This window comes from Streptomyces sp. NPDC032126 (assembly GCF_055580085.1).
Genome location: NZ_JBVIMA010000005.1, coordinates 593,684 through 616,340 on the forward strand (window position 1 = coordinate 593,684; position 22,657 = coordinate 616,340).

Genomic DNA, 22,657 nt, shown 5'->3' on the forward strand with positions numbered 1-22,657 from the left:
TCACGCCGCCGTGCGGAAGAAGTCCAGGAGGACGCGGTTCACGGCGTCCGGGCGCTCCAGATAGCCGAAGTGGCCGCAGTCCTCGATCTCCCGGTAGACCGCCGAGGGGATGGCCTCGGCGACCTCGCGGCCGAGGCGCGCGGGCAGGACGGCGTCGTCGGTGAAGCCGATCACCAGGCAGGGCACATCGATCGCCCGATAGGCCGCGAGGCGTCCGTCGGGCACGGCGAGGCCCGCCTGGACACGGGCACCGGGCCCGGTGGGTTCGGGCGCGAACTGGAAGATGTCCAGCCAGTCCCGCAGCCGCCGTTCGTCCTCCCGGGTGGCCGGGGAGAGGTTCAACAGCGCCCGCACCCAGGCCGAGTAGGAGGGCGGGAGCGTCAATCCCGCGTCGAGCAGGGCGCGGTGGGCCTCGCCGCGGGCGGCCTCCATGGTGTCCGTACGGCCACGGGTGGCCATCAGCACGCCTTGGTGCACCAACTCGGGCCGGGCCAGCATCAGTTCCTGGACGACGTAGGCCCCCATCGAGGTTCCGACGACCCGGCACGGGCCGAGGCCGAGGTGTTCGATGAGGCCGGCGGTGTCCGCGACGAGGTCGTCGACGGTGAATCCCTCGGGGCACTCGTCGGTCGGCGGTATGCCCCGGTTGTCGAAGGTGACCACCCGGTGGCCCGCCGCCGTCAGGGCGGGGACCTGGTGAAGCTGCCAGGTGCGGCCGCTCGCGCCCCTGCCCGCGACCAGGACGACGGGGTCGCCGTCGCCGCGGACGTCGTAGTGGAGCTGGATTCCGTTGATCTCCGCGCTCGGCATGGCAGTCCTCGGGCCCCTCTCTCGGTGATCGGAAGGCAGAGCCAGCGTAGTCAGGTGGTCACGCGGGACGGTCCGTACGCCCTCCGCGGCGCTCGCCGACTCGCTACGATCGTGGCCGGGCCGGAACGGGACGTCAGCGGTGCGGCCCGGGGAACAGGGGGGCACGTGAAGCGATCCGTCGTCTTCGTGCACGGCACCGGGGTGCGTGAGGCGTCGTACCGGTCGACGTTCTCCACCGTGCGCGCGGAACTCGGCCGACTGCGCCCCGGCTGGGAGGTCCGCGGCTGCCTCTGGGGACCGGCCGAGGGCGCCGCGTTCACCCATCACGGTGCCTCGGTCCCCGGCTACACGGCGTCCGGCGGCGGCCGCGAACAGGATACGTCCATCGCCGAATGGGCCGTCCTCCACGACGATCCGGGGTATGAGTTACGGCTGCTGGGGCTGCGCCGCGCCCCTACGCCGGGGATGGTGCGCGGAGTCGCCCCCGCCAGGCAATTCCTCCTCGACATCCGGGAGTTCCAGCCGTCGCCGTATCTGCTCAGCCGGGTCGAACGGCTCGGCCTGCGGCCCGAGTTCGAGGAGGCGCTGCGCACTGTGGCGGCCTCCCCGGAGCTGCGCTCCGCCGCGGCGACGGTCGACCCCAACGGCTATCAGCACCGGCACGCGGTCGCCCGGGCCGTCGTCGCGGCCACCCTCGGCGCGGCGCACGACCACGGCGCGAACGCCGTCAGCGGAACCGAGCGGGACGGCCTACTCGCCAACCTCAGTGCCGAACTGTTCGGTGAGAGCCGGGGGTTGACGGGCAAGATGGCGGAGGCGATGAAGGCGTCGGCTCTACGGGCGATGACGCGCCAGTTGGTGAAGCGCCGTGGCTCCCTCACCGACGGGATCCTGGCGCAGGTCGGGGACATCGTGCGCTACCAGGCACGCGGCGACGGCATCAGACAGCTGATCCGGCGGACCGTCGAGCACACCCCGGGCGACCGAATCACCCTGCTCGCCCACAGCCTCGGCGGAGTCGCCTGCGCCGACCTGCTCGGAATCGAACGGCTCGACCGTGTCGACCAGTTGATCACCATCGGCTCCCAGGCCCCGTTCCTCTACGAGTGCGGCGCCCTCACCGCCGCGGAGCATCCGGGGCCCCTGCCCGCACACTTCCCGGCCTGGCTGAACATCTACGACCGGTGGGACCTGCTGGCCTACCGGGCGGCGGACGTGTTCCCGGGGCGCGCCCACGACGTGGAGGTGTCCAGCGGCCAGCCCTTCCCCCTCGCGCACAGCGCCTACTGGTCCACCCCCGAGGTATGGGACGCCGTCGGCGCATGGCTGGGCTGAACCAGGTCGACCCGAAGGACATCCACGCGGTCGTCATCGGACTGGAGCACTTTCCCAAGGCCGCCGAGATGAGCCTGCCCGGCGCGGCGGGCAACGCGCTGCGCTTCGCGCGCTGGCTGCGTACGGGCGGCGTGCCCCGGGAGAACATCACGCTGCTGCTGTCGGCGGCGGACGCCGACGCGGCCGGGCTCGCCGCCGAGGCCGAGGCGGCGGGCCTCGACTGGCGGGCCGTCGACGACGCGGGCGGTATCCGCTCGGTGTTCGTCGACGAGCTGGTCACCGTCTCGGGCCGCCTGCTGTACGTCTACTGGGGCGGCCACGGCGTCCTCGGCAAGGACACCGGCAGCCGGCTGCTGTTCACCCCCGACGCGGCCACCGGGGACCTGCTGTGCGTCGGCGTCGACGACCTGCGGGCCGCGCTGAGCCGGGACGATCTGCCGGGCTTCGAGCAGCAGGTCCTCCTCTTCGACGCCTGTGCCGCCTTCGAGGAGGGCTACCAGCTCGACCATCCCCCGGTGGTCGTGCCCTTCCCCCGCCGCGACCGCCGTGACGTGGACCAGTTCGTGCTGTACGCGGCCGGTGACGGCCAGGAGGCCGAGCACGACCTGGCGGCGGGCACCGGCCTGTTCTCGGACGCCGTCCTCGACTGGCTGGAGGAGCACGCTCCCCATCTGCACCCCGACCTGCCCGCGTTGGAGCACGCCGTGCGCTCCGGTTTCCAGGCCCGGCACGAGGCCGGTGGCCCCCGGCAGACGCCGACGTCGTACTACTCCCGCTCGCTCGACGGCGCCCAGGAGTTCAGCACGACCTACGCGCGCGTGAACGTCCTGGCGGTGGACATGGTCGCCCGGGCGCTGCGCAAGGTGCTCGCCAAGGACGACGGCACCGTGGCCGCGTATCTGTGCCGGTTCACCGACGGCCCCGGCGGGCCCCGGGCGCCCGGGCGGGGCGCGGAGGAGCGGCTCGCGCGGATCCTGCTGGGCACACCCCGCGCGATGGCGGACTTCGTCGAGACCCTCGGCCTGGCCGGGCGCGCCCGGGCCGCCTCCGTGTTCCTCGCCCTGGCCCGGGCCCATGGGGCGCCCGGGCTGCTGTCCACGCGCGAGGACACGGATCTGCGGGCGCTGCTCGACGACGCGCCGCCCCTGTCGGCCGCCGCCGTGAACGCGATCACACAGGCCGCCGTGACCGCGCTGCGCGAGACGGTGGTGGCGGACGGGCCGCTCACCGCGTCCCGGCTCATGGCGCACGTGGGCCGGCTCGAGGCCTACCAGGGCGGTGTCGGACTGACGGACGACCGGATCAGGGTGCCGGCGGTCGTGGCCTTCGTCCTCCACCTCGCCGCGTACGCCGGACCCGGCGCCCCGGGCCCCGCCCTGCGCCGCAAGCTGGACAAGTGGAGCGCCAGGGTCGCCGGGCGGCTGGGCGTGGCGGGCGCCGAGCTGGAGTTCACCCGCGACCGGGCCGCCGACTGGGCCGAGGTGCTGAGCCGCTCGGAGGGTGCCGCGCGGATCGTGGTCCAGATCTACGCCGAGGACTCCCGCGGCACCTACCGGTGCGTGGTGTGGGTCGACGCGGGAGCGGGGCAGCTCGCCCAGTTCGCCGACCCGGACAACGGACGGCCGCTGACCCCCGCCCAGGCGGTCCGGCTCATCGAGCGGGCCGTGCTGTCACGCACCGCCGAGGACACCGCGCCGCCGTTCGTGGAGATCGTGCTCCAGCAGGACGACGTGCTCGACGTCCTGGTCCAGGCGTGGGACGGCGGCGATCCCGACGACGAGCCCCTGATGCTGGGCGTGGAGCAGCGGATCGCGCTGCGCTGCGCGCCCATGGTGTCCCCCGCGCGGGAGAACCGGCGCCGCGCCTCCCTCAAGCGGCGGTGGGCGGGCCGTTCCCTGAGCGGTGTCGTCTACCTCGACGCGACGCACGCCGCCGAGGATCCCCGGGCCACCCGCGCCTACGCCCTCCTCAAGACCGACCTGGACGCGGCCCGGGTGCTCGTGCGCTCCGGGCGGCGGGCCGGAGCCGCGCTGGTGCGGACGGCCCTGGTGGCCGGCTATCCCGTCGTCATCTGGGACAGCGAGGACTCGCGCTCCCCCGCCCGGACCGACTTCGACCCGATCCTGCCCGAGGCCGACGTGGACGGGCTGCCCGAACGCGTCCGCGCCCACTGGGCCAGGGCGCAGGCCGACCCCGTGCGGCACCCCGTACGGCCGGCGCTGCTTCTGGAGGACCACGACCGGCCGCTGCCCCCGGTGTGGCTGATGACCCGACCGACCGTCTCCGAGGAAGAAACGAGTTGCTGATGGCCAGCCCGACGGGAGCCGACGCGGACCGCCCCGAGTGGAGGATCTTCCGGGGCGACGGAGAGCGGCGCACCCCGGAGATCCCCGAGGCACCCCCGTGGCGCCGCTTCGAGGAACCGCAGGAGGGGCAGGACCCGGCGGCGCAGGAGCCGCGCCGCCCCCGGTACGTGATCGACGCGGAGCAGGTCGACGTGGTCAACGCCGCCCTCCATCTGCGCCGCCCGCTGCTGGTCACCGGCCATCCCGGCGTCGGCAAGACGTCGCTGGCCGAGGCCGTCGCCCATGAGCTGGATCTGGGCGAGGTGCTGCGCTGGCCGGTCAACAGCCGCTCCACCCTCCAGGACGCGCTCTACCGCTACGACGCCATCGGCCGCCTCCAGGAGGGCAGCCTGCCCGGCGCCGACGGGCAGGTGGCACCCGGCATCGGCAACTACGTCCGTCTCGGCCCGCTGGGGACGGCGCTCGTCCCGGCCGACCGGCCCCGGGTGCTCCTCGTCGACGAACTCGACAAGGGGGACGTGGACCTGCCCAACGACCTCCTCACCGTGTTCGAGGAGGGCGCCTTCGAGATCCCCGAGCTGTCGCGGCTGCCCGAGACCCAGGCCGAGGTCGAGGTGTTCACGGCGGACCGGGGCGAACGGGTCACCGTGCGGCGCGGGTTCGTGCGGTGCACCCAGTTCCCGGTGGTCGTCATCACCAGCAACGGCGAGCGCGACTTCCCGCCCGCGTTCCGGCGCCGCTGTCTGCCGCTGCATCTGTCCGACCCGCGGCGCGAACAGCTGGAGAAGATCATCACCAGCCATCTCGGCGCGGATGTCCTGGAGGGCGTGACGGACCTCGTCGAGACGTTCCTCGACCAGCGCGACCTGAAGGAACTCGCCACCGACCAGCTCCTCAACGCCGTCTTCCTGCGGCAGGGAGGTGCCCCGCTCGACGCCAGGGGGCTGCTCCAGGCGGTGCTGCACCAGCTCAATCCGGGGAACTGAGCCGTGTTCAGGGAGCTGCGGAGCGTCCTCGACGGGGCCGGCCTGCACCTCGGCGACGAGGAGCTGCTGGACGCGCTGTGGCTGGCCGGACGGCTGCCCCGGGACACCGACGCGCCGCTGTCCGCCCTGCTGCGGGCCCAGGAGGAGGCGGACCCGGCGCTGCCGGCGGCTCCCGCACCGCCTCCGGCCGACACCCCGGCCGAGCGGACCGCCGTACCCCGACCGGAGCCGCCGGCCGACGCACCGCGCGCGCGTGCGCGTGTCGCCCGGGCTCCGGCGCCGGGCCCGTCGGCTCCGGTCACCGCGTCCCCGTCCCCGGCGGCCCGCTCCCGGGGCGCGCTCCGGCTGCCCGGCGGCAAGGCCCTCGGCGACGGGCTCGCGCTCGGCCGCTCCCTGCGCGCCCTGAAACGCCGTGTCCCCAGCACCGTCCGCACCGAACTCGACGAGGCGGCCACGGCCGCCGCGCAGGCCGAGACGAGGATCCCGCTCGTCGTCCTCAGGGCCCTGCCCGAACGCTGGCTGCGGCTCGCCCTGATCATCGACGGGGAGGCGTCGATGGTGCTGTGGGAGCGGCACTGCGGCGAACTCCTGGCCGCCCTGGAACGCAGTGGCGCCTTCCTGCGCACCGAGGTCCACCAACTCACCTACGGTGCCGGGCCGTCCGGGACCGCGGGACCGACGCTCACCTCCCCGTGGAGCGGAGGTACGGGCCGCGGCCTGCCGCCGGCCGCGTTGAACGACCCCTCCGGACGCACCCTCGTCCTGGTGGTCACCGACGGTACGGCGGCGGCCTGGCGGGACGGGCGGATGCGGGCCCCGCTGGAGCAGTGGGCCAAAGCCGGGCCGACCGCCGTCCTGCACGTCCTGCCCCGCCACCTCTGGTCCGGCACCGGGGTGGCCGCGGACACCTGGCAGGTCACCGTGCCCCGCGCGGGCTCCCCCAACGCCGTCTGGCAGGTCACCGACCCCGTCCTGCCCCCGGCCGTGTCGCCGTTCACCCATGTCCCCGTACCCGTGGTCGAGTTGACGGCCCCGGGGCTCGCCGCCTGGACCGCCGCGATCACCACCGTCGGCCGCCCGGTCCCGCTGCGCCTGTGGGAACCCCGGCCCGCCGCCATGGGCCGCCCCCTCACCGCCGACGACGGCGCCCACGCCTTCGCGCGCACCGCGTCTCCCACGGCGGTGCGGCTCGCCGCCCATCTCGCGGCGGTGTCGCCCGTCACGGTCCCGGTCATGCAGCTGATCCAGTCCTGTCTGCCCGAGTACGCCGGCACCAGCGCGCTGGCCGAGGTGTTCCTCAGCGGGCTGCTGCGTCCGGTGGCCCGGCCCGGTCGCCAAGGACCCGCGAAGCAGCGGCTGTTCGACTTCACCCCCGAGGCCAAGGATCTGCTGCTGGACGCCGTGCCGCTGGCCGAACTCGTCGACTCCAGCCGCCGGGTGGGCGAGCGACTGGAGCAACTGGTGGGCCGGTCACCGGACTTCCCGACATGGCTGCTGTCTCCCTCGCCGTCCGGGGACCCGGCGGGCGACGGCGGGGGGATGCGGGCGTTCGCCCGGCTCGGCGCGTCGCTGCTGACCAGGCTGGGGTTCGACGAGATCGAGGCGCTGCTGGAGGAGGACGACGAGGCGCACGAGACCACGGACGGCGAGGGCCCGGTCGCGCTCATCGTCACGTCCATGCTGGTCGTGTACGAGGCGGTGCGGGCCCACTTGACCGACAAGGCGGAGCACGAGCCGCCCGCCTGGGCGTGGTCCCTGTGTTCCGGACGGCTGCCCGGCTCCGTGTGGACCGTGGCTCTGGTGGTGGCGCTGGACTCAGGTACGCCGTTCGTCAGCAGTGCCGTGGCCGGGTTCCGGCCCGAGGTGGCGCTGTCCGTCGGCATCACGGACCCACGGGACGAGGACGTCCTCCCGCCCGCCGAGGTCGTCGTCGGCGGACGGGTGTACCAGCTGCGTCAGGGACCCGAACCGTACGTCAGGGGGTTGACGTACGGTCCGCCCTTGAACGACCTTGAGCGGGCCGCCCGAAGCGCCCTGCAGGGCGACCAGCACGTCGCCTTCCGGCCGATCACCGCGGGCACGTCGAAGGTCGGGGATCCCGACCAGTCTGCCGAGGTACTCACCGCCACGGGTCTGGAGGTGGCCATTCCCCCGTACCATCCCATCGGCGTCGACACATTGGTCATCCGAGGGGTCCGCGACGGCGACACGCCCCTCGACGAAACAGCCGCCCATGCGGCGGCGGTCGCCGTCAAGGTCCTCCGCGCGATGAGACCCGCCGGCTCTTCGGGCGCCGATTCCCCGCCGCCCACACCTCCCTCGCCGAAGGCGACGGCCGTACTGCCGCCACGGCTTCACGGGTTCACCGGCCGCGATCGGGAAGTGCGCCAACTGTTCGCCGCACTTGTCGACGTCGACGGGCCCTCGATCCACGTCGTCTCCGGTATGGGAGGCGTCGGCAAGACCGCCCTGGCCCTCGAAGCGGTCCACCTGGCACGCGACCAGGGCTGGTTCCCCGGCGGGATCCTCTTCCTCGATCTGCGCGGGCACGATGGAACACCGGTCACCGCCGACGACGCGGTCGCCGCCCTCCTCGACGCGCTCGGCGCGGGCGAACCACCTCCGGACCCGGAGCAGCGGTACGCCCTGTACCGGAAGACGCTCGCGAGACTCAAGCCGACCCTCGTGGTGCTGGACGACGCCACGCTCCCGGGCCAGTTCCTGCACTTGTCACCGCGTGAGGCGGGCCATCGGGTCCTCGTCACCACGCGGAACCGCCCGGACCTCGCCGGCATCCGTGTGATGGAACTCGACGTACTCCTGCCCAGCGATTCTTGGACTCTGCTGGGCCGGTGCCTCACCGACGCGGACGAGAGCGACGACAGGGCCGTCCGCGAGCCGACCGCCCTCGTCGAACTCGCCGAGCTCTGCGGCCACTTCCCGCCGGCGTTGCACACGGCCGCGGCCCTGCTGTGCCGACGGCGTGAGCGGTCCGTCAGTTCCCTGGTGGAACAGCTCCGAGCGGCCCCCGACCGTACGGAGACACTCGGCGTGCGTCCCCTTCTCAACGACGCCTACGAGCGGCTCGACCCCGAACAGCGGCGACTGCTAAGGCTGTTGGCTCAGATCCCCACGTCGGAGATCGGGGAGGAGACCCTTGACGTACTGGCCGCCGATCTCGTCGCGCCAAGGCGGATGGAGGAGCTGGCCGCGCATCACCTCGTCACTCCGGTGCCGTCCGACGAGGAGGACCGCTGGCGTCTGTTCGACCTGATGCGGCCGTATCTGACGGCGATCACGTCCGCCGATCCCGCAGAGGCGCAGGAGGCGGACGCCGCGCGCGGCCGCCTCCTGATCCACTACAACTCCACGGCGGGCAGGGCGGTGTCCTGGCTGACGCACCCGCTGCCGGACGGAGAGAGGCAGCACGACTTCGCTACCCGGTCGCAGGCCTGGGCCTGGCTGGACGCGGAACGGCCAAGCCTGGTGGCCGCCGCGCTCTGGGAACGAGGGAGGGACGAGGCCCATCTGACGGCCTCTCTGGCCCATCACCTGGCGCTCTACCTCCATCGGCGACGGCTCTTCCACGTCGGGATCGCGGTCGGCCAGGCGGGCGTGGCGGCCGCCGCCCGCCTCGGACATCCCCAGGTCGAGGGTCTGGCGTGGACCGACCTGGGCACCGCACGGCTGGCGCTGGACCAGGTGAGCGCGGCGATCGACGCCCATCGGCGGGCCGGTGATCTGTTCCGGCTGAGCAGCGACGCCAACGGCGAGGCCACGGCGTTGTACGGGCTCGGCAGGGCGCTGGCTCACTCCTCGCAGCCGAGGGAGGGGTTGCGTGACGCCATGAAGGCCCACACCCGTGCGATCGACCTGTTCCGGCTGACCGGCGACCGTCAGGGCGAGGCCATGGCGTGGAACGGCCTCGGAAACGTGCTGCTCCGGCTGCGCAGACTCGTGGAGGCGATGGACGCCCAGACCCGGGCCCGGGACCTCCACCAACTCGTCGGCGACCGGTACGGGGAGGGCTGCGCCTGGCACGACCTCGGGCGGACGCTGACGCAGGCGGACCGCGTCGCCGAGGCGATCGACGTGTACCAGAAGGCGCTCGCCATCAGCCGTGAGTTCGAGTCCTGGTACGAGTTCGGGGAGCGCTCGCAGCATCTCGCGATCGCGTTCGAGCGGGCGATCGATCCGTACCAGGCCCGCGTCGCCTGGGAGCGGTCGGCCGAGGCGTACGAGCGAGCCGGTGCCCTCACCGAAGCGGCCTGGTCACGGCAGAACGCCGACCGCCTCACCCGCTGACGCCAACCGTTCGGCGGCGTGGGCCAGTTCGATGTCGTGGTGGTCGATGTCCCCGCCGCCGAGGGTGAGTCCGCTCGCGCGGGGCGGATAGCCACCGACCGTGATCGTGTACTGCCCGTCGTCCAGGTCGGAGAAGGCGTACGCCCCGTCCGCCCCGGTGGTCGTCGTGGCGACGACGTTCCCGGCGGCGTCCCTCAGTGTGACCCGGGCGTTCCCCAGCGGCGCACCCGCCCCCCGTACAGTGCCCCGCACCCGCGCTCCGGGCCGCAGTTCGACGTCGATCCGGGTGACGCCGGTGCCGGCGATCTCCACCGGCAGGGCCAGGGGCCGGTGCCCGGGCGAGCCGACCGCCAGGGTGACCGGCCCCGGCACCAGGTCGGTGAACACGAACTCGCCGAGCCCGTCGGTCCGTTCGGTCGCCACCACGTCGCCGCGACCGTCGGTGACGACGACCACCGCCCCGGCGACCGGCGCCCCGTCGTCCGCCGCGCGCACCGCACCGGCCAGCCCGCTCGCCGCGCCGAGCAGCACGTCGTGCGTGACCGGTGTGGTGCCCACGACGAGGGTGACGGCCTGTGGGCGATGGCCGTCGGCTGCGACGAGCAGGATGTACGTCGCCTCCCCGGGCGCCGCTGTGTCGTAGCGGCCGTCGGAGTCGCTGACCGCGCGGCCGACCTGCCGCCCGGTGAGCGAGATCAGGGTCACCGAGGCTCCCGCGACCGGGGCGCCCCCGGCGCCGCGCACCTGTCCGCGCACCGGCCGTCCACCGCCTGCCGCGGTGTCGTCGACGAGTCCGGGCACCACGGCGACCAGTTCCGCGACGGCCCGTGCCAACGGCACGGCGACGGCGGCACCCACGGCCTCCTCACCGACACCCACACCGACGGCCCGCCTGTGCGCCCTCCGCCCCGGAAGCACGGCGGCCACCAGCAGGTGCGTGAGCGAGGCCAGGGCGACGAGGAGCCGGGATCGGACGGGCCCGGGGTGCGCTGAGGGCATGGGGAGGCCTCCGTGGGGGGAGTTGGCTGGCCTGTACGACTCCCCCGCACCCTAGATCATTTAAACCTCAACCAAGCAGGGCTTTCCGTGGGCACGGAGTGAAAGTTCCGTGCCCACGGCGGCGGGCCGACGACAGCGCGTCCACGAAGCCAACTGCCCCGCGTGGGCTACAGGTTGCCCTCCAGCCGCTCCGCCACCAGCTTCACGAACCGCCCCGGCTCCTTCGGCCGCCCGCCCTCGGCGAGCACGGCGAGCCCGTGCAGCAGCTCGGCGGTCTCGGCGAGCCCCGAGCGGTCCTCGCGCTCCTGGTATGCCCGGTTGAGGCCCTGCACGAGCACGTGGTCGGGGTTGAGTTCGAGGATCCGCTTGGCGATCGGCACCTCCTGCCCCATCGCCCGGTACATGCTCTCCAGCGCGGGGCTCAGGTCATGGGCGTCGGAGACGACACAGGCCGGGGACACGGTGAGCCGCGAGGACAGCCGTACGTCCTTCACCTCCTCGCCGAGCTGCTCCTTCATCCAGCCGAGCAGTGCGGCGTACTCCTCGTTCCGCTTCTCGCGCTCGCCCTCGGCGGCCTCGTCGCCGCCCTCCGCGCCGAGGTCGATCTCGCCCTTGGTGACCGAGAGCAGCTTCCGGCCCTCGAACTCGCCGACGGCGTCGGGCCACACCTCGTCCACGGGGTCGGTGAGCAGGAGGACCTCGACCCCCTTGGCGCGGAACGCCTCCATGTGCGGGGAGTTCTCGATGCTCTGCCGGGACTCGCCGGTCATGTAGTAGATGGCGTCCTGGCCGTCCTTCATCCGCTCGACGTACTCCTGGAGCGTGGTCGGCGCGTCGGCGTCGTGCGTGCTCGCGAAGGAGGCGACGGCGAGCAGCGCCGCACGGTTGTCGGCGTCGGTGACCAGGCCCTCCTTCAGGACCGCCCCGAACTCCCGCCAGAAGGTGGCGTAGCGCTCGGCGTCGTTCGCCTTCAGGTCCTTGACCGTGGACAGGAGCTTCTTGGTGAGGCGGCGCTGGATCATCCGGATGTGCCGGTCCTGCTGGAGGATCTCGCGCGAGACGTTGAGCGAGAGGTCCTGCGCGTCGACGACGCCCTTGACGAAACGCAGGTACGGCGGCAGCAGCGCCTCGCAGTCGTCCATGATCAGGACGCGCTTGACGTAGAGCTGGAGGCCGCGCTGATAGCCCTGGGTGAACAGGTCGTGCGGGGCGTGCGCGGGGACGAACAGCAGAGCCTGGTACTCGAAGGTGCCCTCGGCCTGGAGCCGTACGGTCTCCAGCGGGTCGCGCCAGTCGTGGGCCAGGTGCTTGTACAGCTCGTGGTACTCGTCGTCGGACACCTCGTCGCGCGAGCGCGCCCACAGCGCCTTCATCGAGTTGAGCGTCTCCGGCGCACCGGAGCCGCCCTCGTCGTCCCCCTCGCCCGCCATCCGGATGGGCCAGGTGATGAAGTCGGAGTAGCGCTTGACGATCTCCCGGATCGTCCAGGGGGAGGTGTAGTCGTGGAGCTGGTTCTCCGGGTCGGCCGGCTTGAGGTGGAGCGTGACGGCGGTGCCCTGCGGGGCGTCGTCCACCGGCTCCAGGGTGTACGTCCCCTCGCCGCGCGAGCTCCAGCGGGTGCCGCGGCTCTCGCCGGCCCGGCGCGTCACCAGGGTCATCTCGTCGGCCACCATGAAGCCGGAGTAGAAGCCCACGCCGAACTGTCCGATGAGCCCCTCGGCCCCGGCCGCGTCCTTGGCCTCCTTGGCCTCCTTCAGCTCCTTCAGGAACTCCGCGGTGCCGGAGTTGGCGATCGTGCCGATGAGCCGGCCGACCTCGTCGTACGACATCCCGATGCCGTTGTCCCGCACGGTGAGCGTGCGGGCGTCCTTGTCGACCTCGATCGTGATGTGCGGATCGGAGGTGTCGGCGTCGAGGCTGTCGTCCCGCAGCGCGGCCAGGCGCAGCTTGTCCAGTGCGTCCGAGGCGTTGGAGATGAGCTCGCGCAGGAAGACATCCTTGTTCGAGTAGACCGAGTGGATCATCAGCTGGAGCAGCTGACGGGCCTCTACCTGGAACTCAAACGTTTCGGTCGTCATGTTTCGCGTGTCCCTCACAGGTCCCGATGTCGACGGCTGTGCCGAGAGCCACTGTAAAACACCAAGTCAGCCAGGGGGCGCGGTTGTTCGCGCGTCCCTTGCCGGGGATCCGGAACGCCTTTAGCCTGACTTTGTGCCGCTAATAAACAAAACCCGTTCGCACAGTGCCGTGCCGGGCAACGGCAACCCCCTCACCCGACTCCGCGCCATCCTCACCGCCTTCTTCGCCCTGGACGGCTTCGTCTTCGCCGGCTGGGTCGTCCGCATCCCCGCGATCAAGGAGCGGACGAACGCCTCGGCGGGCACCCTGGGCCTGGCCCTGCTGGGCGTCTCCGCCGGCGCGGTCCTCACCATGCCCCTCACCGGCCGCCTGTGCCGCCGCTACGGCAGCCACCCGGTGACGGTCGTCTGCGCCGTCCTGCTGTCGCTGAGCGTCGCGCTCCCGCCGCTCACGCGTTCCGCGCCCGCACTCGCCGCCGCGCTCTTCGTGTTCGGCATGGCGTACGGCGGGATCAACGTCGCCTTCAACAGCGCCGCCGTCGACCTCGTGACCGCCCTGCGCAGGCCGATCATGCCGAGCTTTCACGCGGCCTTCAGCCTGGGCGGGATGCTCGGCGCGGGCCTGGGCGGCCTGGTCGCGGGCACCCTCTCCCCCACGGAACACCTGACCGGCCTCGCGACGGTCAGCCTGCTGGTGACGGCGGTGGCCGGCAGCGCACTCCTGCGCGAGCAGCCACCGCACCCACCGGAGACACGGGAGAGGACGGAGCGGGGTGCGGCGGGGGAGCCTCCGCGGTCGGCCGGATCGGGGCGCGGCGAGGGTCCGCGGACGGCCGGATTGGGGCTCGGCGAGGGCCCGCAGATGCCCGGACCAGGGCTCGACGAGGGCCTGCGGCCGGCGGGATCGGGGCTCGGCGAGGCCCCGCAGACGGCCAGGTCAGGGCCCCGCGAGGGCCTGCGGATGGCCGGATCAAGGCCCGGCGAGACGCCGCGTGCAGCCGGGACCGGCGCTTCCCCGGGGCCCGGTCGCCGTGGGCGTGGACTGGTCGTCGTGTTCGGGCTGATCGCCTTGTGCACGGCCTACGGCGAGGGTGCCCTGGCCGACTGGGGCGCACTGCACCTCGAACAGGACCTGGGCACCTCGCCCGGGGTGGCGGCCGCCGGTTACTCGTGTTTCGCGCTGGCCATGACCGCCGGCCGGCTAACCGGCACGACCCTGCTCGAACGGCTCGGCCACAGCCGTACGGTCGTCGCGGGCGGCGCCCTCGCGGCGGCCGGCATGCTGGTCGGCGCCCTGGCCCCGACGGCCTGGGCGGCCCTGATCGGCTTCGCGATCACCGGCCTCGGCCTGGCCAACCTCTTCCCCGTCGCGGTGGAGCGCGCCGGCGCCCTGGCCGGCCCGAGCGGCGTGGCGACCGCCTCCACCCTCGGCTACGGCGGCATGCTCCTGGGCCCGCCGGCCATCGGCTTCATGGCGGAGTGGTTCTCCCTGCCGACGGCCCTGACGAGCGTGGCGGTCCTGGCGGGGTCAGCCGCGGTGATCGGCGTCGCGGTGACGAGGACGACGCACTGAGCCTGGACGGGGCGGGATGCCGACGCAGGGCCGGAAGGGGGCGCGGGGCCGCATCGCTGGACGGCCCCGCCGCGTGCGCGGGACGAGTCACCGCCCCGCTCCCCCGTGAACGCCAGGAAGCCCGGCCGCCCTCCCCCTGGAGCCCGCTTCATCCGGCAGACTCGCCCGTATGGAGACTCCCGAGTTCATCCAGATCCTCGACCGAGAGGGGCGGCTGCTCGCCGACGCCGCCGCCCGGGCCGGGCTGGACGCCAAGGTGCCCACCTGCCCGGAGTGGCAGATCCGGGACCTGCTGCGGCACACCGGCATGGTGCACCGCTGGGCCACCTCGTTCGTCGCGGAGGCCCGCACCGCGTACCACCCCGACGCCGGGCTGCCCGACCTCGACGGCATCGCGCTGCTCGACTGGTTCCGGGAGGGACATCGCGCGCTCGTCGCGGCACTCTCAGCCGCCCCGCCCGACGTGGCGTGCTGGCACTTCCTGCCCGCCCCGTCGCCGCTGGCGTTCTGGGCCCGCCGACAGGCGCACGAGACGACCGTGCACCGTGTCGACGCGGAGTCGGCGCTCGGCGAACAGAGCGCGATCGGGGCCGAGTTCGCGTCCGACGGCATCGACGAGCTGCTGTGCGCCTTCCACGCCCGCCCCAAGAGCCGGGTCCGTACCGACCGGCCCCGGGTCCTGCGGATCCGGGCGACGGACACCGACGACGCGGTGTGGACCGTACACCTGTCGCCCGAGCCGCCCGTGACCGAGCGGAACGGCGACGGCCCCGCGGACGGCGAAGTGGCGGGTCCGGTAGCTCAGTTGTATCTGTCCCTGTGGAACCGGCTGCCGTTCCCCTCGGTCACCGGGGACGCCTCGCCGGCCGATCTGTGGCGCGAGACGTCCGCGATCACCTGGGGCTGACGGAGCGTCACCTCAGTCGGAGCACGCGGGTTCCACGGGGCCCGTCAGCATGCGCCCGAGCACCGCGCGCTGCACCGGCAGCACCTCGCCGTGCAGCGCGCGCCCGTCCTCGGTCAGCGCCACCCGCACACCGCGCCGGTCCTCCGGACACATCCGCCGCTCGACCAGGCCGTCCTTCTCCAGCCGGGCGATGAGGCGCGACAGCGCGCTCTGGCTGAGGTGGACGTGCTCGGCGATCTCCTGGACGCGGTAGCCCATGCACTCCGCGCACTCGGCGAGGACGTCGAGCACCTCGAAGTCGCTGGCGCACAGACCGTGTTGGTGCAGCGCACGGTCGAGTTCGCACTGGGTTCGGGCGTGCAGGGCCAGCATCTCCCGCCACTGCCGCACGAGTTCTTGCCGATCGCCCTCCGTCGCCGCCATGCGGGGCACCGTAGCAGAGAGCGGCGTTCATTGCACGCGAATTAAATGCACTTGCATTCGATGCACGCGCATGGAAGTCTCGTCGGCATGACCACTCCGCTCCCCTCCCCCGTGTCCGCCTCGTCGGCGGTCCGCTGGACCCCTCGGCTGTGGGGCACCCTGCTGGTGCTGTGCGCCGCGATGTTCCTCGACGCCCTGGACGTGTCGATGGTCGGCGTGGCCCTGCCGTCGATCGGCTCCGACCTGGACCTGTCCACCTCGACGCTCCAGTGGATCGTCAGCGGCTACATCCTGGGTTACGGCGGTCTGCTGCTCCTCGGCGGCCGGACCGCCGACCTGCTGGGCCGGCGCCAGGTCTTCCTGGTCGCCCTGGGTGTCTTCGCGCTCGCCTCGCTGCTCGGCGGGCTCGTCGACTCCGGTCCGCTGCTCATCGCCAGCCGCTTCATCAAGGGCCTGAGCGCGGCCTTCACCGCCCCGGCGGGCCTGTCGATCATCACCACGACGTTCCCGGAGGGCCCGCTGCGCAACCGCGCGCTCTCCATCTACACCACCTGCGCCGCCACGGGCTTCTCCATGGGCCTGGTGCTCTCCGGCCTGCTGACCGAGGCCAGTTGGCGCTTCACGATGCTGCTGCCCGCGCCCATCGCGCTGCTCGCCCTGCTGGTCGGCCTGAAGCTGCTGCCGCGCAGCGAACGGGAGAAGAACCACAACGGCTACGACATCCCCGGCGCCGTCCTCGGCACCGCGTCGATGCTCCTGCTGGTCTTCACCGTCGTCGAGGCCCCCGAGGTCGGCTGGGCATCCGCGCGCACCCTGCTGTCCTTCCTCGCGGTCGCCGTTCTGCTCACCGTGTTCGTGCTGGTCGAGCGGCGCTCGCCCGGCCCGCTGATCCGGCTCGGCGTGCTGCGCTCCGGCAGCCAGATCCGCGCCCAGCTCGGCGCGATGGCCTTCTTCGGCAGCTACGTCGGCTTCCAGTTCCTGGCCACCCTGTACATGCAGACTCTGCTGGGCTGGTCGGCCCTGCACACCGCGCTGGCGTTCCTGCCGGCGGGCGCGCTGGTGGCGGTGTCCTCCACGAAGGTGGGCGCGATCGTCGACCGGTTCGGCACGCCCCGGCTGATCGCGGCCGGCTTCGCCTTCATGGTCCTCGGGTACGCGCTGTTCCTCCGCGTCGACCTGGACCCGGTGTACGCGGCGGTGATCCTGCCGTCGATGCTGCTGATCGGCGCGGCCTGCGCGCTGGTCTTCCCCTCGCTCAACATCCAGGCCACCAACGGGGTCGAGGACCACGAGCAGGGCATGGTCTCCGGACTGCTCAACACCTCGGTACAGGTGGGCGGCGCGATCTTCCTCGCCGTGGTGACGGCGGTGGTCACCGCGGGCGCCCCCGAGCGGGCGACTCCGCAGGCCGTCCTGGACAGTTACCGCCCCGGCCTGGTTGTGGTGACGTGCATCGCCGCGGCCGGTCTGCTGATCACCCTGACCGGCCTGCGCACCCGCCGCCCCTCGCCGTCGTCGGTCGTGGTCGCCCAGTCCACCGTGAAGGAGGCGCAGACGGACCGTGTGCCGGTCCGTGACTAAGGGGGATGCGCCTCCTCCCCAAGGGTGCCCGGCGGGGTTCGCTTCCCCCGCCGGGCACCCGCCTGTGCGTTCCCGGGTCGCCGGTCGACACACGGACGGATGGGCCCACGGGCGATGTCCTCAGCCCAGCCAGCCCGGCCGGACCAGCCCCGACTCGTAGGCCAGCACGACGAGTTGGGCCCGGTCACGCACGCCGAGCTTGACCATTGTGCGGCTGACGTGGGTCTTGGCGGTGAGGGGGCTGACGACGAGGCGGCGGGCGATCTCCTCGTTCGACAGGCCGATGCCGACCAGGGCCATCACCTCCCGCTCCCGCTCGGTCAGCCGCTCCAGTTCGTCCGCCGCCGCGGGCTCCTTGGAGCGGGCGGCGAACTCCGCGATCAGCCGGCGCGTCACCCCCGGCGACAGCAGGGCGTCCCCGGCGACCACCGCCCGTACGGCGCGCAGGAGTTCGTCGGGCTCGGTGTCCTTCACGAGGAAGCCGGAGGCGCCGGAGCGGATCGCCTCGAAGACGTACTCGTCGAGTTCGAAGGTGGTGAGCATGACCACCCTCACCTCGGCGAGTTCCGCCTGCCCGGTGATCCGGCGGGTCGCGGCGAGCCCGTCCAGCAGCGGCATGCGGATGTCCATCAGCACGACATCGGGACGCAGTTGGCGTACCAGCCGTACCGCTTCCTCCCCGTCGGCGGCCTCCCCGGCCACCTCGATGTCGGACTGCGCGTCGAGCAGCGCCCGGAAGCCTGCCCGGACCAGTGACTGGTCGTCGGCGAGCAGTACGCGGATCACTGGTCCTCCCTGGCCTTCCCCGTGAGCGGCAGCACGGCGAGCACGCGGAACCCACCGTCCGGGCGCGGCCCCGCCTCGATCCTTCCACCCAGCACGGCGGCCCGCTCCCGCATCCCGGCGAGCCCGTTGCCGCTGCCGCCCGCGTCGGCGCCTGTCGCGGGCCCGTCGTCGTCGATCCGCAGCCGCAGGTCCCCGCCCGCCCGGCCGAGGTCCACGCGCGCGTGCCGCGAACCGGAGTGCCGTACGACATTGGTGAGCGCCTCCTGGACGATCCGGAAGGCGGCGAGGTCCGTGCCGGGCGCCAGGCGCGGCGGCTCGCCCGTCACCTCCACGGTCAGCCCCGCCCGCGCGGCCTGCTCCACCAGTTCGGGCAGCCGGTCCAGGCCGGGCGCGGGCGCGCGCGGGGCGTCCCCGGGGGCGCGGAGTGAGCCGAGCACCTGCCGTACGTCGCCGAGCGCCTCCTTGCTCGCGGACTTGATGGTGGTGAGCGCCGTGCGCGCCTGCTCGGGGTCGGAGTCCAGGAGCGCGAGTCCCACGCCGGCCTGGACGTTGATGACGGAGAGGCTGTGCGCGAGGACGTCGTGCAGTTCACGGGCGATCCGCAGCCGCTCCTCGTCGGCGCGCCGCCGGGCGGCCTGCGCGCGCTCGGCCCGCTCGCGGGCCCACTGCTCCCGGCGGGTCCGGGCCAGCTCGGAGACGGCCGCGATGACCACGACCCAGGTGGCGACGACGAACTCCTGCCCGAGGGAGGCGGCTTCGTCACCGGACGGCGGCAGCCACCGGTACAGCCACTGCGCGACCAGCAGGTGTACGACCCACAGTGTGCCCACGGCCGACCATGCGGCCCGGCGGTGGCCGGCGACGACGGCGGCGAAGCAGGCCACCGCGACCGTGAGGAAGACCGGCCCGTACGGGTATCCGGCGCCGAGGTAGAGCGCCGCCGTGGCGGCCGTACCGAAGACCACGGCCACCGGGTGACGCCACCGCCACAGCAGCAGCGCGCACGCGAGCAGGAGCAGGACGCGCGCGAAGACGTCGAGCGAGGCGCGCTGGCCCTGCTGCTCGTGGGCCGCGAAGTTCGACCCGATGAGCACGAAGGCGGTGATCACGAGAGTCGACCGCCAGGGCAGGCCCATGGGTCGGCCGGTCCCGCCGCCCACGCCCGCACCGCGCGACCACGGCGGCCGGTGCGTGAAGCCGCCCTCGCCGTCCTCCTCCGAGCGGCGCGGCCACGGCGGCCCGTGACGCCACCACCGGCCCGGACCGCCGGCCCGTTCCCGCTGTTCCTCCATGTCCGCCACGCTAGACGCCGGGGCGGGCATCGGACGTCAGCCGGGCGAGGTGATCACCCGTACTCCCCCGGAAGTACGGGCGCGCGGGCTCACGGCGTGGAGATGGGACCGGGCCCCGCGGGCGAGGGGCCGTCGGCGCGGACACCGTTCGTGACCCGCAGGAACTCCAGCTTCTCCGCGTCGGCCGAACCCGCGGCCACCGTGTAGACGACGAGGCGGACGTCGCAGCCCGGGACGGTGAGCACGTCGCAGTCGCACGTCACCTCGCCGACCTGGGGGTGCACGACGGTCTTGCGCGCCGAGACGTGCGGACCGACCGCGCCCTCGTCCCACAGCCGGCTGAACTCCGCACTGCTGGAGCACAGTTCCTCGACAAGGTCGGTCAGTCCAGGGTCGCGGGGATAGGTGACGAGAGCCGCGCGCAGGTCGGCGACGAGGGCGGGGCCCAGGGCGTCCTGCTGGACCACGGGCCAGGACGCGAGCGCCGGGGGCCCCTCGACGAACACGGCGCGCGCCAGGTTCCGCTCGACGTGTGTCTTCCCGCTGGGATCGCCCAGCAGCGCCGCCCAGGCGGGGGTCCAGGTCAGCAGGGTCCAGTCGGCGCTGAACACGCCCACGGGGAACTCCCCGAGGCGAGCCAGCATCCGTTGGACCCCGACGGGAACATGCGTGGAGATCGTCCCCTCCGGGGGAGGGAGGAGGCCGGCCAGCCGGTAGGCGTGATCGCGCTCCGCGGGTTGCAGTTGCAGGGCCCTGGCCAGGCTCGCGACGACCTGCGCCGACGGGCTAGTGGCGCGCCCCTGCTCCAGTCGCACCACATAGTCGACCGACAGCCCGGCGAGCTCGGCGAGCTCCTCGCGTCGCAACCCCACCGCACGGCGTCCGGGCCGCGACGGCCGCCCGACATCGAGGGGAGAAAGCCGGTCGCGCCAGCGGCGCAGTGCGGTGCCAAGGGTCTCGTCCACTCGCCCATTGTGTCCGCCGCGCGGCCGTTCGTGCGGATCGCCCGCGCCTTCGTGCCTGGTACTGGCGGTCCTACCGTCGCCCAGGGCCCTGGTTGTCCCCTCGCCGCCGGACGAGAGTGAACGCATGACCACGACATTCATCACCGGAGCCAACAGGTCCCTCGGGTTCGAGACCGCCCGCCGATTGATCGAGGCCGGCCACACCGTCCTCGTCGGCGCTCGTGATCCCCAGCGCGGCCGGGCGGCCGCGGAGGCACTCGGTGCCCGTTTCGTCCAGATCGACGTGACCGACGACGCGTCGGTGGCCGCGGCGGCCGCCGACATCAGCGCTCGCGAGGGGAGCATCGACGTCCTGATCAACAACGCCGGTGTCCTCGGGACGCACAGCGCCGCCGACGAGATCACGGCCGCTGACGCCGACGAGGTGTTCGGCGTCAACGTCGTGGGGATCGTCCGGGTGACGCACGCGTTCCTGCCCCTGCTGCGGAAGTCCGCGAACCCGGTCATCGTCAATGTGTCCAGCGGCATGGGGTCGTTCGCGGCCACCCACGATCCCGCGCGCGTCGAGGGACAGTTCATCGCGCCGCTCTACACCGCCTCGAAGGCCGCCGTGACCATGCTGACCACGCAGTACGCGAAGTCCTGGCCGGACGTGAAGGTGAACGCGGCCGACCCCGGCTACACCGCGACCGACTTCAACGGGCACAGCGGCACGCAGACGGTGACCGAGGGGACCGACGCCATCGTCCACCTCGCCACCATCGGGGCGGACGGACCGACCGGAACCTTCCGCGACCGTCACGGCGAGATGGGCTGGTGACGCACCGCTGAGCACTACGGGGCGGAGACGTCCCGCAGGCCGACGCCCAGCGCCAGCCGGGTCACGGCGTGGCGGAAGAACGCCTCGCGGTCCTCCACCACCCGGTGGAACTGCCCGAACAGCTCGAAGCCGACCAGCCCGAAGAGCTGCGCCCAGGCCGCGACCAGCGCGGCCACGGTGTCCGGGAGGAGGTCGGGGGCGAGGTCGGCCCGCATGCGCTCCGCCTCGGTGCGCAGCTCGTGCGGGAGCGGGACCGCGGTCACCCCGGGGCCGCGCTGGGCGTCGCGGACGATGCCGATCAGGAGGAGGCCGACCCGGGAGGCCGGGGTGATGGTCGTCTCGGGTGCGCTGTAGCCGGGCACCGGTGAGCCGTAGATCAGCGCGTACTCCTGCGGATGGGCGAGCGCCCATCCGCGCACCGCCTCACACACCGCGACCCAGCGCCGTACCGGTCCGGCGTCCGCGTCGACGGCGGCCGCGTGGGCGGCCTCGGCGGCCTCGCCGAGGGAGTCGTAGGCGTCGATGATCAGGGCGGTGAGCAGGTCGTCGCGGCTGGGGAAGTAGCGGTAGAGCGCGGAGGAGACCATGCCGAGCTCGCGGGCGACGGCCCGCAGCGACAGCTTGGCGGCGCCCTCGGCGACGAGCTGTCTGCGCGCCTCCTCCTTGATGGCGGCGGTGACTTCGATCCTGGCCCGGGCGCGGGCTCCCTGCGTTGCGCTGCTCATGGACGCCAGTCTCCCATGAGACCGGAGCAGTGCACACCTTTGTGAGCGCCGATCAAAAAAGAGAGCACTGCTCTTGCGGTGGAGCACCGATCTCGTGCACACTGCTCTCAAGCGAGAGCACCGCTCACAACATCCGGGCTCGCCCGGTCCGCCCCAGGAGGCAGCAGCCATGTCCGCACACGTCCAGAAGCCCGGCTGGTTCACCGTCAACGTCTTCAACCGGGCCGTGGCCTGGCTGACCCGGCGCGGCCTCAGCGTGTGGGGATCCCGCGTCCTCGCCGTCCGCGGCCGCAAGAGCGGACAGTGGCGGACCACCCCCGTCAACCTGCTCTCGGTCGACGGGCAGCAGTACCTGGTCGCGCCGCGCGGTCACGTCCAGTGGACGCACAACATGCGGGCCGCGGGCGGCGGCGAGCTGCACCTCGGCAAGAAGGTGGACGTGTTCACCGCGACCGAGGTCGCCGACGAGGACAAGGTCCCTCTCCTGCGCGCCTACCTCAAGCGCTGGAAGGCCGAGGTCGGCGTCTTCTTCAACGGCGTCGGCCCCGACTCCCCGGACACCGAGCTGCTGCGCATCGCGCCGGACCACCCCGTCTTCCGTATCACCGTCGAGAGCTGACCGTCACCGTCGACGGCCGACCGTCACCGTCGACGGCGAGCCACCAAAATGTCGACGGCGGCCGACCATCACCAGTCGAAGGCCGGCCGTCACCCTCCAGGACTGGCCGTCACCCTCCAGGACCGGCCGTCACCCTCCAGGACCGGC

Annotated in this window: 17 protein-coding genes; 9 read left to right on the forward strand and 8 right to left on the reverse strand. The window is 73.0% G+C overall.

The window, feature by feature from the left end:
• Entirely contained in the window at positions 1-810 is an 810-nt protein-coding gene (locus tag ACZ5NW_RS22100; protein WP_468745577.1) for an alpha/beta fold hydrolase, read from the reverse strand.
• Positions 811-975: 165 nt separating this feature from the next.
• Between ACZ5NW_RS22100 and ACZ5NW_RS22105 the strand changes: the two genes are divergently transcribed.
• From ACZ5NW_RS22105 to ACZ5NW_RS22120, 4 genes are read left to right on the forward strand one after another with little or no spacing between them, the layout of a single operon-like run.
• Positions 976-2,145 (forward strand): lipase family protein, encoded by a 1,170-nt coding sequence (locus tag ACZ5NW_RS22105; protein ID WP_468745578.1) that lies wholly within the window; start codon positions 976-978, stop codon positions 2,143-2,145.
• On the forward strand, positions 2,133-4,451 hold the full coding sequence (locus tag ACZ5NW_RS22110) for a VMAP-C domain-containing protein (protein WP_468745579.1): 2,319 nt from the start codon (positions 2,133-2,135) through the stop codon (positions 4,449-4,451). The genes ACZ5NW_RS22105 and ACZ5NW_RS22110 overlap by 13 nt, the downstream gene beginning before the upstream one ends.
• Positions 4,451-5,437: an AAA family ATPase gene (locus ACZ5NW_RS22115; RefSeq protein WP_468745580.1), complete on the forward strand. Its 987-nt coding sequence runs from the start codon at positions 4,451-4,453 to the stop codon at positions 5,435-5,437. Before ACZ5NW_RS22110 ends, ACZ5NW_RS22115 begins: the two co-directional genes overlap by 1 nt.
• A 3-nt stretch (positions 5,438-5,440) precedes the next feature.
• Positions 5,441-9,742, forward strand: coding sequence for an SAV_2336 N-terminal domain-related protein (locus ACZ5NW_RS22120; RefSeq protein ID WP_468745581.1), 4,302 nt, complete (start codon positions 5,441-5,443; stop codon positions 9,740-9,742).
• On the opposite strand, the gene ACZ5NW_RS22125 is transcribed toward ACZ5NW_RS22120, so the two are convergent.
• Positions 9,710-10,741: an MSCRAMM family protein gene (locus tag ACZ5NW_RS22125; protein ID WP_468745582.1), complete on the reverse strand. Its 1,032-nt coding sequence runs from the start codon at positions 10,739-10,741 to the stop codon at positions 9,710-9,712. The genes ACZ5NW_RS22120 and ACZ5NW_RS22125 overlap by 33 nt on opposite strands.
• 167 nt (positions 10,742-10,908) lie before the next feature.
• Positions 10,909-12,819 (reverse strand): molecular chaperone HtpG, encoded by a 1,911-nt coding sequence (gene htpG / locus ACZ5NW_RS22130; protein ID WP_468745583.1) that lies wholly within the window; start codon positions 12,817-12,819, stop codon positions 10,909-10,911.
• Positions 12,820-12,952: 133 nt separating this feature from the next.
• Between htpG and ACZ5NW_RS22135 the strand changes: the two genes are divergently transcribed.
• Both ACZ5NW_RS22135 and ACZ5NW_RS22140 read left to right on the forward strand, forming a co-directional pair.
• Positions 12,953-14,392 carry an MFS transporter gene (locus ACZ5NW_RS22135; RefSeq protein ID WP_468745584.1) on the forward strand — a complete coding sequence of 480 codons (1,440 nt, stop codon included), beginning with the start codon at positions 12,953-12,955 and terminating at the stop codon, positions 14,390-14,392.
• 169 nt (positions 14,393-14,561) lie between these two features.
• The gene (locus tag ACZ5NW_RS22140; RefSeq protein ID WP_468745585.1) at positions 14,562-15,299 is read left to right on the forward strand and encodes a maleylpyruvate isomerase family mycothiol-dependent enzyme; all 738 of its coding nucleotides are present in this window, start codon (positions 14,562-14,564) and stop codon (positions 15,297-15,299) included.
• Positions 15,300-15,311: 12 nt separating this feature from the next.
• On the opposite strand, the gene ACZ5NW_RS22145 is transcribed toward ACZ5NW_RS22140, so the two are convergent.
• Positions 15,312-15,722, reverse strand: a complete 411-nt coding sequence (locus ACZ5NW_RS22145) for a MarR family winged helix-turn-helix transcriptional regulator (RefSeq protein WP_468745586.1) — start codon at positions 15,720-15,722, stop codon at positions 15,312-15,314.
• 87 nt (positions 15,723-15,809) lie between these two features.
• Here ACZ5NW_RS22145 and ACZ5NW_RS22150 point away from each other — a divergent pair, with 87 nt between their 5' ends.
• Positions 15,810-17,303 (forward strand): MFS transporter, encoded by a 1,494-nt coding sequence (locus ACZ5NW_RS22150; RefSeq protein WP_468745587.1) that lies wholly within the window; start codon positions 15,810-15,812, stop codon positions 17,301-17,303.
• Positions 17,304-17,423: 120 nt separating this feature from the next.
• On the opposite strand, the gene ACZ5NW_RS22155 is transcribed toward ACZ5NW_RS22150, so the two are convergent.
• The 3 genes from ACZ5NW_RS22155 to ACZ5NW_RS22165 form a co-directional block, all read right to left on the reverse strand.
• Positions 17,424-18,089, reverse strand: coding sequence for a response regulator (locus tag ACZ5NW_RS22155; RefSeq protein WP_468745588.1), 666 nt, complete (start codon positions 18,087-18,089; stop codon positions 17,424-17,426).
• On the reverse strand, positions 18,086-19,381 hold the full coding sequence (locus ACZ5NW_RS22160; RefSeq protein WP_468745589.1) for a sensor histidine kinase: 1,296 nt from the start codon (positions 19,379-19,381) through the stop codon (positions 18,086-18,088). The genes ACZ5NW_RS22155 and ACZ5NW_RS22160 overlap by 4 nt, the downstream gene beginning before the upstream one ends.
• A gap of 89 nt (positions 19,382-19,470) precedes the next feature.
• The gene (locus ACZ5NW_RS22165; protein WP_468745590.1) at positions 19,471-20,346 is read right to left on the reverse strand and encodes a helix-turn-helix transcriptional regulator; all 876 of its coding nucleotides are present in this window, start codon (positions 20,344-20,346) and stop codon (positions 19,471-19,473) included.
• Between the two features lie 124 nt (positions 20,347-20,470).
• Between ACZ5NW_RS22165 and ACZ5NW_RS22170 the strand changes: the two genes are divergently transcribed.
• Complete coding sequence (locus tag ACZ5NW_RS22170; RefSeq protein WP_468745591.1) at positions 20,471-21,166, forward strand: SDR family NAD(P)-dependent oxidoreductase; 696 nt, start codon at positions 20,471-20,473, stop codon at positions 21,164-21,166.
• 14 nt (positions 21,167-21,180) lie between these two features.
• Here ACZ5NW_RS22170 and ACZ5NW_RS22175 read toward each other — a convergent pair whose 3' ends face one another.
• The gene (locus ACZ5NW_RS22175) at positions 21,181-21,891 is read right to left on the reverse strand and encodes a TetR/AcrR family transcriptional regulator (RefSeq protein WP_468745592.1); all 711 of its coding nucleotides are present in this window, start codon (positions 21,889-21,891) and stop codon (positions 21,181-21,183) included.
• 169 nt (positions 21,892-22,060) lie between these two features.
• Here ACZ5NW_RS22175 and ACZ5NW_RS22180 point away from each other — a divergent pair, with 169 nt between their 5' ends.
• On the forward strand, positions 22,061-22,510 hold the full coding sequence (locus ACZ5NW_RS22180; protein ID WP_468745593.1) for a nitroreductase family deazaflavin-dependent oxidoreductase: 450 nt from the start codon (positions 22,061-22,063) through the stop codon (positions 22,508-22,510).
• Positions 22,511-22,657: the final 147 nt, after the last annotated feature.

Bases quoted from the DNA above. Each gene is read 5' to 3' on its own strand.
- ACZ5NW_RS22175 (WP_468745592.1), bottom strand. From the start codon at position 21,891: ATGAGCAGCGCAACGCAGGGAGCCCGCGCCCGGGCCAGGATCGAAGTC.
- ACZ5NW_RS22150 (WP_468745587.1), top strand. From the start codon at position 15,810: ATGACCACTCCGCTCCCCTCCCCCGTGTCCGCCTCGTCGGCGGTCCGC.
- ACZ5NW_RS22110 (WP_468745579.1), top strand. From the start codon at position 2,133: ATGGCTGGGCTGAACCAGGTCGACCCGAAGGACATCCACGCGGTCGTC.
- htpG (WP_468745583.1), bottom strand. From the start codon at position 12,819: ATGACGACCGAAACGTTTGAGTTCCAGGTAGAGGCCCGTCAGCTGCTC.
- ACZ5NW_RS22160 (WP_468745589.1), bottom strand. From the start codon at position 19,381: ATGGAGGAACAGCGGGAACGGGCCGGCGGTCCGGGCCGGTGGTGGCGT.
- ACZ5NW_RS22140 (WP_468745585.1), top strand. From the start codon at position 14,562: ATGGAGACTCCCGAGTTCATCCAGATCCTCGACCGAGAGGGGCGGCTG.
- ACZ5NW_RS22170 (WP_468745591.1), top strand. From the start codon at position 20,471: ATGACCACGACATTCATCACCGGAGCCAACAGGTCCCTCGGGTTCGAG.
- ACZ5NW_RS22180 (WP_468745593.1), top strand. From the start codon at position 22,061: ATGTCCGCACACGTCCAGAAGCCCGGCTGGTTCACCGTCAACGTCTTC.
- ACZ5NW_RS22145 (WP_468745586.1), bottom strand. From the start codon at position 15,722: ATGGCGGCGACGGAGGGCGATCGGCAAGAACTCGTGCGGCAGTGGCGG.
- ACZ5NW_RS22115 (WP_468745580.1), top strand. From the start codon at position 4,451: ATGGCCAGCCCGACGGGAGCCGACGCGGACCGCCCCGAGTGGAGGATC.
- ACZ5NW_RS22100 (WP_468745577.1), bottom strand. From the start codon at position 810: ATGCCGAGCGCGGAGATCAACGGAATCCAGCTCCACTACGACGTCCGC.
- ACZ5NW_RS22125 (WP_468745582.1), bottom strand. From the start codon at position 10,741: ATGCCCTCAGCGCACCCCGGGCCCGTCCGATCCCGGCTCCTCGTCGCC.